Annotated in this window: 11 protein-coding genes; all 11 read left to right on the top strand. The window is 70.3% G+C overall.

The features are described 5' to 3' along the window. Positions 1-78: 78 nt before the first annotated feature. The 11 genes from G528_RS0106670 (at position 79) to G528_RS0106620 (ending at position 12,619) form a co-directional block, all read left to right on the top strand. On the top strand, positions 79-1,077 hold the full coding sequence (locus G528_RS0106670; protein ID WP_026918299.1) for an ABC transporter substrate-binding protein: 999 nt from the start codon (positions 79-81) through the stop codon (positions 1,075-1,077). Between the two features lie 103 nt (positions 1,078-1,180). Then, positions 1,181-2,020: a siderophore-interacting protein gene (locus tag G528_RS0106665; protein ID WP_245569696.1), complete on the top strand. Its 840-nt coding sequence runs from the start codon at positions 1,181-1,183 to the stop codon at positions 2,018-2,020. Further along, positions 2,017-3,066: a FecCD family ABC transporter permease gene (locus G528_RS0106660; RefSeq protein ID WP_051198387.1), complete on the top strand. Its 1,050-nt coding sequence runs from the start codon at positions 2,017-2,019 to the stop codon at positions 3,064-3,066. The genes G528_RS0106665 and G528_RS0106660 overlap by 4 nt, the downstream gene beginning before the upstream one ends. Further along, on the top strand, positions 3,066-4,151 hold the full coding sequence (locus G528_RS0106655; RefSeq protein WP_051198385.1) for a FecCD family ABC transporter permease: 1,086 nt from the start codon (positions 3,066-3,068) through the stop codon (positions 4,149-4,151). Before G528_RS0106660 ends, G528_RS0106655 begins: the two co-directional genes overlap by 1 nt. Positions 4,152-4,201: 50 nt before the next feature. Next, a complete protein-coding gene (locus tag G528_RS0106650; RefSeq protein ID WP_026918295.1) occupies positions 4,202-5,017 on the top strand; it encodes an ABC transporter ATP-binding protein in 816 nt (271 codons plus the stop codon). Positions 5,018-5,118: 101 nt separating this feature from the next. After that, positions 5,119-5,373: a phosphopantetheine-binding protein gene (locus tag G528_RS0106645; RefSeq protein ID WP_026918294.1), complete on the top strand. Its 255-nt coding sequence runs from the start codon at positions 5,119-5,121 to the stop codon at positions 5,371-5,373. Continuing rightward, complete coding sequence (locus G528_RS0106640; RefSeq protein WP_026918293.1) at positions 5,370-7,130, top strand: ABC transporter transmembrane domain-containing protein; 1,761 nt, start codon at positions 5,370-5,372, stop codon at positions 7,128-7,130. The genes G528_RS0106645 and G528_RS0106640 overlap by 4 nt, the downstream gene beginning before the upstream one ends. Beyond that, positions 7,127-8,911: an ABC transporter ATP-binding protein gene (locus G528_RS0106635; RefSeq protein ID WP_026918292.1), complete on the top strand. Its 1,785-nt coding sequence runs from the start codon at positions 7,127-7,129 to the stop codon at positions 8,909-8,911. Before G528_RS0106640 ends, G528_RS0106635 begins: the two co-directional genes overlap by 4 nt. Next, on the top strand, positions 8,908-10,617 hold the full coding sequence (locus G528_RS16645) for an ABC transporter ATP-binding protein (protein ID WP_084638067.1): 1,710 nt from the start codon (positions 8,908-8,910) through the stop codon (positions 10,615-10,617). The genes G528_RS0106635 and G528_RS16645 overlap by 4 nt, the downstream gene beginning before the upstream one ends. Continuing rightward, positions 10,611-12,401 carry an ABC transporter ATP-binding protein gene (locus G528_RS16640; RefSeq protein WP_156890364.1) on the top strand — a complete coding sequence of 597 codons (1,791 nt, stop codon included), beginning with the start codon at positions 10,611-10,613 and terminating at the stop codon, positions 12,399-12,401. The genes G528_RS16645 and G528_RS16640 overlap by 7 nt, the downstream gene beginning before the upstream one ends. After that, positions 12,398-12,619, top strand: coding sequence for an MbtH family protein (locus tag G528_RS0106620; RefSeq protein ID WP_026918291.1), 222 nt, complete (start codon positions 12,398-12,400; stop codon positions 12,617-12,619). Before G528_RS16640 ends, G528_RS0106620 begins: the two co-directional genes overlap by 4 nt. Positions 12,620-12,639 lie beyond the last annotated feature (20 nt).

Genomic DNA, 12,639 nt, shown 5'->3' with positions numbered 1-12,639 from the left:
TGGCGGCAGCGATAAACGACAGCAGTGAGACGACAGCAGGGAAAGAAGGCAGTGGTGAGAGCAGGTAAGGGCACGAGCATGGGATTCAGAGGTACGAGAACCGCGGCGGCCGTGGTGGCGCTGGCGGTGACGGCGCTGATGGTCGGGTGCACGCCCGAGGACGGCGGTTCGGGGGAGGCCGGGGCGACGACGGAGTTCGCGGCGAACAACGGGACCATCACGATCCCGGCGGAGCCGCAGCGCATCGTCGCTCTGTCGCGGGCGATACCGGCGCTGCTGGAGGTCGATGCGCCACTGGTGGCGGCGACGGACGGATATGACGTCTCAGCGTTCGCCGATCCGGCGATGGTCGAGCGATACGACTCGTTGACGAAACTGCCGACTGGAGCGGCGGCCACCAACTCCGGTGGCGGTGCGAACGTCTCGTACGAGCAGATCGCCGCACTGGATCCCGACCTGATCATCTCGGGTTTTCCCGCGAAGACGTACAAGTCTGCACTGAACGACGACCGTCTTCAGTCGATCGCGCCGACCGTGGACGTGGGTCCCACGACGCCGACGCAGTGGCGAACGGTGGGGGAGAAGGCGGCGACGGCGGCGGGCCGCGGTGAAGCGTTCGGCAAGGGAAAGGCGGAGTACGAGAAGCTCGCTGCCGAGGTGAAGGCGCGGTACGCCGACAAGATCGAGGGAACGACGTTCGCGGCGTTCTCCATCTTCAACGCGACGCAACCGAACTCCTTCCAGCGCGAGTACGACGACTCGTTCACGACGAACATCGCCAACGATCTCGGCATGTCGTTCCCCGGCGGTACCGACGAGAAGTTCTCCGACATCGTTTCGCTCGAACGGATCTCGGACCTCGCCGACGCGGATGTGATCGTCTACCAGGTCAACGCCGACGGATCGCTCAAATACCCGCGCATGAGGGAGGTGCTGGACTCGGCTGCGTTCAAGGACCTGCCCGCGGTGCGCGCCGGACGCGTCCTGACGATTGCCCACGCCGGCGCCGAAACCTATACCGGGGCGATGGCGACCCTGCGGTCGATCGCCGACGGTCTGGGGCGGCTGCCCTCATGACGGCGCGACGGGTGTCCACCCGCCGTGTGGTCGACCTACGTGTGGTCGACCTACATGTGGTAAGGGTAGGCTCGGCTAAAACGATGCAACAGAAAGGCGCCTCGTGAACCAGACTCGCCTGGGTCCGCACGAGCACGAGATCAACCTGGTCATGCACGACCTCCGGCCGCGCTGGATCGACGTGGTGTCCGTCCAGGACATCGCGCCGAGGATGAAACGGGTCCTGTTCGCAGTGGAGGATCCCGCGGGCTTCCACTTCCATGCGATGGCTCCGGACCAGCACGTGAAGCTGTTCTTCCCTGCCCGAGACGGCTCCATCGTGATGCCGGAAGTGGGGCCGCGAGGCATGGTGCCACCCGAGGACGGACCGCGCCCCATCCACCGCGATTACACGGTGCGCGCATTCGACGCGGCCGCCGGAACGGTGACCGTCGACTTCGTGCTGCACACGCACGGAGTCGGCGGCACGTGGGCGGAGAAGGCCGGCCCTGGCGACCGGCTGGGCCTGCTGGGGCCACGGGGGTCGCACTTCTACCCGGTCGGATACGACTGGTATCTCCTCGCCGCCGATGAGACGGCGTTGCCGGCGCTCGCTCGCTGGCTCGAGGAACTGCCGGCCGACAAGCCGGTCCTCGCGTTCGCCGAGGTGTCCGGGGAAGACGCCGAGGTGGCGCTTCCCGAGCGCCCGGGACTGCGGCTGCGGTACCTCCATCGGGGAGACGCCGCACCCGGGGACAGTGACGTCCTCGACGTCGCGATCCGCGGCCAGGATCTGCCCGAGGGGCGTGTCTTCGCCTGGATGGCCGGTGAGGCCGACAGCCTCAAGTCCCCTCGCCGGTACCTCCGACGGGAGCTGGGACTGCCGAAGGAGCAGGTGAAGGTAGACGGCTACTGGCGGCGGGGGACGGTCAACCTCGACCACCACGATCCCGGGGACGATTGAGCGTCATCGACGCGGTCCGCCGGACCGGCGGCGAGGCGACCGTGGACCGCACGGCGATGTGGCGGTCGACGGGTCTCGTCGTCGGTGTCGTCGCCGTGGCGGGGTTGGCGGTGCTCAGCCTGTGGGTCGGGGCCAAGCCGATTCCTTTCGGGACCGTCTGGCAGGCGCTGGTCGGGACGGATGCGGCCGGTGACGCGATCGTGGTTCGGGATTCCCGGGTGCCGCGGACGATCCTCGCCGTGCTGGTCGGGGCCGCGCTCGCCGTGGGTGGCGCACTGATCCAGTCGGTGACTCGGAACCCGCTCGCCGACCCCGGTCTGCTCGGCATCAACAGCGGAGCGGCGTTCCTCGTCGCCGTCGCGGTGGGGCTCCTGGGCATCACATCGCTTCACGGATACCTCTGGTTCGCATTCGCCGGCGCGGGCATCGCCGCTGTCGTCGTGTACGCGGTCGGGTCGGCCGGCCCCAGCCGCGGGTCGCCGATCCGGCTCACCCTTGCCGGGGTGGCCGTCAGTGCATTGCTGACGGGTGTGACGACCGGATTGACGTTGCTCGATCCGGACGCTTTCGATGAGATGCGGTACTGGTACGCCGGGGCCGTCGCCGGTCGAGACATGGCGGTCGTGACCGCGGTGGTGCCGTGGATCGCACTCGGGCTCGTCCTCGTGCTCGTCGTGTCCCGCACCCTGAATGCGCTCGCGCTCGGCGACGACACCGCACGCGCCCTCGGCGCGTCGGTGGTGCGGACCCGGGCGATCAGCACGGTCGCTGTGACTCTGCTGTGCGGAGCGGCGACGGCGGCCGCCGGCCCGATCTCGTTCGCCGGTCTGATGGTGCCGCACATCGCGCGCCGGATGGTGGGGCCGGATCGGCCGTGGATCATGGCGTACAGCCTCGTGGGTGGAGCCGCACTGGTTCTGCTCGCAGACATCGTCGGACGCGTCGCGGCACCGCCCGGGGAACTTCCCGTGGGGCTGCTCACCGCGTTCTTCGGGGCCCCGGTGCTGATCGTTCTGGTGCGTGGGGCCAAGGCGGGTGGGTTGTGATGCGCCGTGCAGACTACGGCGGCGGGGTGGTCGTCAGGGCCGAGGTCGACGCCGGTCGCACCACGCTGGTCATCCGGGCGGGCGCGGATCGTCCGTCGGCGCGGATCGGCGTGCGTTGGGTGGTCGTGACCGGTCTCCTCCTGGCGGTGGCGATCGGAATCGGCGTCGTCTCCCTCGGTGTCGGCGATTATCCGATGGATCCGCTGCGGGTGCTGCGAGCGCTCGGTGGCGGTGCGACGGCGATGGAACGCGAGATCGTCACCGAATGGCGCGCACCGCGGGTCGTCGTCGCCCTGGTGTTCGGTGCGCTGCTCGGGATGAGCGGCGCCATCTTTCAGTCGTTGACGCGGAACGTTCTCGGCAGCCCCGACATCATCGGGTTCGGCACCGGCGCGTACACGGGCGCTCTCGTGGTCATCGTGCTCGTGGGCGGCGGCGCGTTCGCGACGTCCGCGGGGGCTCTCGTGGGCGGTCTCGCGACGGCGGTCCTGATCTATCTGCTGGCGTTCCGGTCCGGTGTGCAGGGGTTTCGTCTGGTGATCGTGGGCATCGGGGTCAGCGCCATGCTCGCCGCGTTGAACACGTGGATCATCATGCGGGCCGACCTCGAGAGCGCGATGGTGGCCGCGACCTGGGGTGCCGGCACGCTCAACGGAATCGACTGGCGGACTGCCACACCGGCCCTCATCCTGGCTGCGGTGCAGGTGGTTCCCGCGGCTTGGATCGCCTACCGCCTGCCGTACCTCGAACTCGGCGACGACACGGCGCAGTCCCTCGGCCACCGGGTCGAGGGCACCCGACTGGGCGCCGTCGTCCTGGGAGTCGCGTTGACGGCGACGGCCACCGCTGTGGCCGGCCCCATATCGTTCGTGGCGCTGGCCGCCCCGCAGCTGGCGAAACGGCTCACTCGCCTGCCGGGCACATCGCTCGCGCCCGCCGCCGCCATGGGGTCGCTTCTGCTCGTGGCGGGAGACTTCGCGGCGCAACACGCGTTCGGAGCCGTCGAACTGCCGGTCGGTGTGGTCACCTCCACGCTGGGCGGTGCGTACCTCGTCTGGTTGTTGAGTACGAGGGCGGGGCGATGAGCCGGAACGGGCGCGAGGCCGCAGGGACATCTCAGCGACGGGAGGACGTGATGAACACACCGGTGGATCCGGTTCGACTTCGCGCCGATGACGTGAGCATCGGCTACGGCGGCGCCGCGGTCAGCACGGGTCTGTCGGTCGACATTCCGGACGGTCAGTTCACCGTGATCGTGGGGCCGAACGCCTGCGGGAAGTCGACGTTGCTCAAAGCGTTGGCGCGACTGTTGGCGCCGAGCGCCGGACAGATCGTGCTGGACGGTGCGGACATCCGCTCCTACTCGGCCAAACAGGTCGCACGCCGCCTCGGGCTTCTCCCGCAGACTTCGCTGGCACCGGACGGTATCAGGGTCGTCGACCTGGTCGGTCGCGGACGCTACCCGCGGCAGTCGATGTTTCGTCAATGGTCGGCCGACGATGCTGCGGTGGTGCTGGCCGCGATGGAGGCGACGGGGGTCGCCGACCTGGCGGCGAGGCCGGTCGACGCGTTGTCGGGTGGGCAGCGGCAACGCGTCTGGGTGGCGATGGTGCTGGCGCAGGAGACGCCGCTGATCCTGCTCGACGAGCCGACGACCTATCTGGACATCGCGCATCAGGTGGAACTGCTCGATCTGTGCGCCGATCTGCAGCGTAGCCACGGCCGCACCGTGGTGGCCGTGCTGCATGACCTCAATCAGGCCTTTCGCTATGCCGATCACCTGATCGCGATGCGAGCGGGGACCGTGGTCGCCCAGGGGTCTCCGCGAGAGGTCGTGACCGCGGAGTTGATCGACGAGGTGTTCGGGTTGCGGTGCCGGATCATCGCGGACCCGGAGTCGGGCACGCCGATGGTGGTCCCCGTCGTGACCGGGCCGAGGTCGTCGGGGTGACGGGGTGCCCGCACTCGCGAGGGTAAGTAAGGATAGCCTATCCATCATGACAGTCGGTCGGTGGTGAACCGACCGAACCGTGACGAATGAGAGGACCCACGATGGCGGACCACGCCGGACTGACCCGCGAGTCGATCGTCGAGGATCTGGCAGCGATGACGGGTGTCCCGTCGACGCAAATCGCCGACGGCGACGACATCGCCGACCTCGGACTCGACTCGGTGCGGCTGATGTCCCTGATCGAGAAGTGGCGTGCGACCGGAGCCGAACACGTGGACGTCGTCGCGCTCTCGTCGGATTCCCGCGTCGGATCCTGGATCGACCTGCTCACCCGAGCACCGGGCCGGCACCCGTGATCGCACCGCCGCGGATGCCGGTCTACTTTCACGCGCCCGAGCGGCCACCGCCGCACCGCCCGATCCGCGTCGACCCGGACACCACCGCGAGCCGGCTCGTTCTACGCACCGTGTTCGCCGATGTTCGGCGCACCCTTCCCGCAGGGGTGCTGACAGTCGCCCACCAGATCGGGGAGGCGCTCGTCCCCGTCGTGATGGGGCTGGCCATAGATCGCGCCGTGGCGACGGGGGACTGGTCGGCGACGCTCCGCTGGATCGTGGTCCTGGCAGCCGTCTTCGCGATGCTGTCGATCGGCTACCGCTTCGGTTCCCGAATCGGCTACCTCGGCATGAACACCGTGCAGCATCGGTTACGCACCCAGGTGACCGACCGGATCCTCGACCCGCGGGGGTTCCGGTGTCGACAACCCCCCGGCGCGTTGCTCTCCATCGCGACGGCGGACGTCCAACGCCTGGCGATGACCGTCGCACTCGGCTTGTACCCGGTCGGTGAACTCGCCGCGATCATCTTCTGCGGAGCCGTCCTCGTCGCCATCTCGTGGCCGCTCGGAATCCTGGTTCTCCTCGGGGCGCCCGCGATGCTGTGGTGCCTGGACAAGGCGGGTGGCTCGCTTCGGAGTCGGAGCGAGACCGAGCAACGGACAGCCGCCGACGCCGCGGGCACCGCGGCCGACCTGGTGACGGGCCTGCGGGTCGTGAAGGGCATCCACGCCGAGGCGGAGGCGGGCCGCCGACACCGAGCCGCCAGTGGTCGAGCACTCGCGGCCGTGATCGGGGCCCGACGGTCCGAGGGCGCCTACGTGGCGGCGATGGAAGCCGTCGCCGCACTGTTCGTCGTCGTGATCGGGGTTTTCGCCGGACTCCAGGCGGTGGACGGCTCGCTCACCGTCGGGCAGCTCATCACCGTGGTCGGTCTCACCCAGGTCGTGATGGCCCCCCTGCAGGCGATGGGAACCAACGTCGGCAAGGTCTGGGTCGCCGGCACCGCGTCGGCCGCACGAGTCCTCACGGTTCTTCAGGCACCCTTCGCGAGAGACGGCGGCACCCGCGACCTTCCCGACGACGACGCGGTCCCGGTCCGGATCACCGGACCGCTCGGCGCCGACGGTCGCCCCGTGGATCTGGAGTTCCCCGCGGCCGGAGTCACCGCTGTGCTGTGCGATGCGGAGACGACGGCCGCCGCGACGACACTGCTGGCGCGAACGGTTCCGCCGACGGGGACGGCGACCGTGGGCTCCGCCGGCGTCGACCTGTACGACCTGTCGGAGTCCGCGGCGTTGGCGTCCGTACGAGTGGCGCCGCACGACGGCGCACTGTTGGAAGGGACCGTCGCCGAGAACGTGGCGCTCGGCGGGGCCTCCGATCGCGTGGCCCCGGCACTCGTCGCCGCGGCGTGCGACGACGTGGTCGAGGCGCTTCCGCACGGCCTGCAGACACAGGTCGGTGAGGCCGGACGCCTGCTGTCGGGAGGCCAGCGTCAACGCGTCGCGTTGGCCCGCGCACTGGCGTCGACGGCGCGAACGCTCGTGCTCGTCAACCCGACGAGCGCGGTCGACTCGGTGACCGAATCCGTGATCGCGGATCGTCTCGGCGCGTCGCGACCGGGGCTCGCGACGGTGGTGTTCACCAGCTCCCCGACGCTCATCGCGGCCGCGGACACCGTGCTCGCGGTGAATGCGGACGGACGCGTCGAGGTCGTCCGGTCGACCGGGACCCCCGATCGGGGCGCGACGAGCGACAGCGAGGTGCTCGGATGACGACAACCGGTGCTCCTGCCGCGCTTCCGGTCGCAGACGGGGCGACGACCGCCCGCTACGTGCGCGGGCTCTTCGCCGACCGCCGATGGGCGCTCATCGCCGTGTTCTGCGTGCTCTCCGTCGGTGCGGCGCTCGGACTGGCGATCCCGTGGGCGTTCGGGGCCCTGGTCGATGCGGCAGGGGACGATGCCGGAGTCGCCGCGGTCCTGCGGATCGGGGGAGCCGCGGCGTGTGCGGCCGTCGGGTCGGCCGCTCTCACGGGGCTCGGAGTGGCGGCGAGCGCCCAGGTTTTCGAGACCGCCCTGGCCCGGCTGCGTGAACGACTGGTCGCAGCGGCGCTGCGCATGTCCCAAGCACAGATCGAACAGGCGGGGTCGGGCGACCTCGTCTCACGTGCGACCGACGACATCGGTGCGATCAGCCAGGCCATCTCCCGAGGGGTGCCGGCACTCGCGCGATCGGGCTTCGCCGTCGCGGCGAGCATCGTGGGGTTCGCCGCCCTCGACTGGCGGTTCCTCCTGGTCGTGGCCGTTGTTCTCCCCGTTTACGGCATCGCCGCACAACGGTATCTGCGCACCGCCCCGGCCGTGTATGCGGCCGAACGCGCCGCGACGGGCGCGCGCGCCCACCACCTGCTGGGGGCCATCCGCGGGCTGCCGACAGTGCACGCGTACGGGGTCGTGGGGCGGTCCAAACGGCTGGTGGCGGGATGGTCGTGGCGGGTCGTGCGCGAGACGATGCGGGCGCGGATCGTCCAGAATCAACTCTTCGGTCGGGTCAATCTCGCCGAGTTCACGGGAATGGCCGCCGTCCTGCTCCTCGGATGTCTGCTGATCGAGCAGCAGTCGGCGACCCTGGGCGCCATCACCACCGCGATGCTTCTCTACCTGCGGCTCTTCGGTCCCATCGGCGCTCTGCTTCTCGTGATGGACGACGTCCAGTCGGCGGCGGCCTCACTGGCCCGGGTCGTCGGTGTCGTGTCCGCGGCGGACGGTGCCCCCGCCGGCGGCGGCGTGCCGGTCACTTCCGCCGGCCGCAGCGCGCCGGGCGTCACCGTCGATCAGGCGAGTTTCGCCTACGGACCCGATCGCCGCGTCCTCGACGCCGTCGACCTGACGATCGCGCCGGGAGAGACCGTCGCGGTGGTCGGAGCCTCGGGCGCCGGCAAGTCGACCCTCGCAGCCCTGGTCGCCGGCGTGCACCGCCCCGATTCGGGGACGGTTCGCATCGCGGGGCGGCCGGTGGCGGAGGCCGACGGCGAGACGGCACCGGTGCTCCTCACCCAGGACGGACACGTCTTCGCCGGCACCGTGGCCGCGGATCTGCGGATGGGGGCGCCGTCCGCGACCGACGCCGAGGTGGCGGCGGCGTTGGACCGGGTGGGCGCGCGGGACTGGGTGTCGCGCCTCCCGGACGGACCCGAGACCGTGGTGGGTGCCGGAGGGCACGCGTTGACGCCGATGCAGGAGCAGCAGACGGCGCTGGCCCGCGTGCTCCTCAACGATCCACCGGTGGTGATCCTCGACGAGGCGACGGCCGACGCCGACAGCTCGGACGCGGGCGTTCTGGAAGACGCCGTGGAAGCGGTCGTCCGGGGTCGGACCGCCCTCGTCGTGGCGCATCGGCTCAGCCAAGCGGCGCGCGCCGACCGGATTCTGGTCATGGAGAACGGGAAGTTCGTCGAGTCGGGCTCCCACGCCGACCTGCTGACGAGAGGAGGCCGCTATGCCGAACTCTGGTCGGCGTGGAGCCGGTTCCGAGAGGACGACCGGTCACGATGAGACACCTCTGGTCGATAGTCCGCGGGTCGCGTGCCCTGGTAGTGGTCGCGTGCGCCCTTCAGGCGATGTGTGGAGCACTGACCGTCGGGGCGATGGTGACGGTCGCCGGCGTCGTCACCCGGTTGATCGACCCCGGCGAGGTGCACTGGCCGCTCGTGTGGACCGCCGTCGCGGCGCTGGTGGCGACTCCGCTGATCCATGCGGCATCCTTCGCGATGAGCTTCACCGCGGGGCGTCGGGCGGAGCAGCGACTGCGTGTCGATCTCGCCGACCACGTCAGTCGGGTGCCGCTGGGATGGTTCACCGACGGTGCGGCGACCGCCCGACTGGGCAAGGCCGCGGGGCCCGATGCGGCGGGCGTGAACGGTGTCGTCTCCGAGGTGGCGCCGATGGTCGTGCGGTACCTGACGACGAGCGGCCTGGCGTTGGTGGTCCTCGTGCTGTCCGCACCGATCCTGGCGGCTCCCGTGCTGGTGGCGGTCGTCGCCGCGACGACGATACAGATGCGCCGGATGGGCGGAGCCACCGCCGCCGACGCGGACTACGAGGCTGCCCTCGAGCGGCTGTCCGCACGGTCGCTGGAGCTCGTCCAGGGCATCGAGGTGGTGAAGATCTACGGTGACGTCGATGCGTCGTCCGACCGCTTCCGGTCAGCCGTCGACGGCTTCGGACGCGCATACACCCGTCGCGAAGCCGATCAGCAGCGACGGGGTCTGGCCGGTGAGGCGCTCGCGTCCTGGAACTCGGTCCTGGCGATCGTGGTCGTCTCCGGGGCACTCCTGGTATGGGGAGGTGCGGCCGATCCGACCGACCTGATCGTCTTCCTGCTGTTGGCATGGACCGTGTCGCGCAGCGTCTTCGCCGTGCCCACGGCGTTGGCGGCGTGGCGAAGGACCCTCCTGCTCCTGCGTGCGATCGGTGCGATCACTGACGTGCGCCGGCTCGAACCGCCGTCGTCGCCTGCACCGGCACCGGCCGCCCCGGTGTCCGTCGAGTTCGAGTCGGTGAGCTTCTGCTACGGCCGAGGCGGTCCTGCGGTCCGAAACATCTCGCTGCGCCTTCCGGCCGGGAGCACGACCGCGCTCGTCGGTCGTTCGGGATCCGGCAAGTCCACCCTCGTTCGACTGCTGCCGCGATTCTGGGACCCCGAGGAAGGGCGAGTCCTGCTCGGCGGGGTCGACGTCCGAGACCTCACCCCGGACGATCTGTACCGAATCGTCGGCTTCGTGTTCCAGGACGTCCAACTGCTGCGTCGGTCGATCGCCGACAACATCGCGCTCGCGCGCCCCACGGCACGCTTCGCCGAGATCGAGGCTGCGGCGCGCGCCGCCGGCATCCATGATCGGATCCTCACTCTGCCGCGCGGATACGACTCGGTGATCGGCGACGATGCCGCCTTGTCCGGCGGAGAGGCACAGCGGGTGTCGATCGCGCGGGCACTCGTGGCGGACGCACCGGTGATGGTGCTCGACGAGCCGACGTCGGCGGCCGACCCGGAATCGGAGGCGGGGATCCTGTGCGCACTCGACGTGCTCACCCGGGGACGCACCGTCCTCACCATCGCGCACCGTCTGGCGACGATCGCCGCGGCCGACCGGATCGTGGTGCTCGACGACGGCGCCGTCGTCGAATCGGGGACGCATGACGAACTGGTCGCAGCCGACGGCGTGTACGCCGACATGTGGCGTCGGGAGGCGCGATGCTGACCGTTCTGACGACCGTCGTGGGGCGTGACACGGTGGCCGAACTGCGCCGCGCATTGATTCGCATCGGGTTCGCGGCCGTGGCGGAGGCCGGATGCTTCGCCCTGCTCGTGCCGCTGGTCGGGGCCCTCTTCGGTCGACGGTTCCCCGAGACGCTGTGGTGGGCGGCCGCCTTCGCCGGCGCGAGCGCTCTCGCCTTCGGCGTCGAACGGAGGGCGATGCAGGCGCTGCGGGCTCAGGTCACGCGGGTGATCGCGGGACTGCATCGCAGGCTCGGCGAGCACCTCGTCGCCCTTCCGCTCGGCTGGTTCCGTCCGGCCAACCAAGACCGCGTCCAGCGGTTGCTGACCTCCGGGGCCACCTCACTGGCCACGGTTCTCAGCGGCATCGTCGCGGTGAACGTGCGCGCCGGGGTACTCGGTGCATCGATCGTGGTCGTGACGGCCGCCGTCGATCCGGTCGTCGCGGCCGTCGGCGCCGTCGGCCTGGCGATTCTGGGTATCGTCCACGTCGGTGCGGGACGGATTCTCCGGGGGGCCACGGCCGAGGCCGCAGACGTCGCCGAGCAGATCGCCGCGGACCTGGTGGAGTTCGGACAGAAGCAGAGCGTGCTCCGCTCGTGCGGCCGGTCGAGCGACGTGGACGGTGACCTGCGTCGAAGTATCGCCGTCGCGCGCCGTGCCGGACGCCGCTACTTCGTCCGCGCGATCGTCGGCGTCACCGCGTTCGCGCTCGGCTCGGCGATCCTCCTGTCGTCGGTGATCGTCGCCGTCGCCCTCCGTGTGGACGCCGGGACGGTGCGGCCCGCGTTCGGCGTGGCGCTGGTGCTGTTCGCCGCGCTTCTCGTCGATGCCGTAGCAGCACTCGGTCGAACATCGAGCATGATCTGGGCGGCGCAGGCCGACGTCGCGGCGATGGCCGAGGTTCTCGCCGCACGGCCGCTGCCCGAACCCGCCCGGTCGGCGCCGATCCGCGGCGCCGGTGTCGAGTTCGACGCCGTCGCTTTCGGGTACACGCCCGACTCGCCGGTGCTCGACGGGGTGTCGTTCGCAGTCCCGACGGGCGGGTCGTGCGCGATCGTCGGTCCGTCGGGAAGCGGGAAGACCACCCTGGTTCGCCTCGTCGCGAGGTTCTTCGATGTCACCGCCGGCAGCGTTCGGGTGGGCGGATCGGATGTCCGAGGCCTGCGCGCCGCGGACCTGAACCGTCAGCTGGCGGTCGTCTTCCAGGACGTCCACCTCGTGGACGGGACGATTCGGGACAACGTGACCGTGGGACACGGAGAGGTCTCCGACGATCGGCTGGACGAGGTCGCCCGTCGATCCCGTCTCGACGAGGTGCTCGAGGCGCTTCCCGACGGGTGGGACACGCCGGTCGGTGATCGCGGGACCGCGCTCTCCGGCGGCCAACGGCAGCGGGTGTCGGTGGCTCGCGCGCTGCTCAAGGACGCGCCAGTGGTGCTCTTGGACGAGGCGACGTCGGCGCTGGACCCCGAGAACGAACAGGCGGTCCGCGCTGCGTTCGACGAACTCGGGCCCGGCCGGACCCGGTTGATCGTGGCGCACCGGCTCAGCACGGTTCGCGACGCCGACGTCATCGTCTTCCTCGACGGCGGGCGGGCCGCCGAGATCGGCACGCACGACGAGCTGCTCGAATCCGGCGGCAGGTATGCCGGATTCTGGGCCGAGCACAATCGGATCCCCACGGGCACAGATCCCGACACGGACGAGTCCCGCGATGCACAGATTCCGACATGGACGAATCCCCACGCAGAGGAGTTGAGATGACGACCAATCCGTTCGACGACGATCAGGGTACGTTCTTCGCGCTGGTCAACGACGAAGAGCAGTATTCGCTGTGGCCGACGTTCGCGCAGGTGCCCTCGGGCTGGCGAATCGTCTACGGCGGCCCGGACGGCGCGGCCCGCGACGACGTGCTGGCGTGGATCGATCGCACCTGGACCGACATGCGTCCGCGGACGCTCCGCGAGGCGATGACGGAGTAGCGGGCACGAACCGGGCGGCG

This window comes from Gordonia shandongensis DSM 45094, from assembly GCF_000423025.1.
Classification (GTDB): domain Bacteria; phylum Actinomycetota; class Actinomycetes; order Mycobacteriales; family Mycobacteriaceae; genus Gordonia; species Gordonia shandongensis.
The sequence above is the reverse complement of the archived record's forward strand: the minus strand, read 5'-3'. Positions and strand labels throughout refer to the sequence as shown.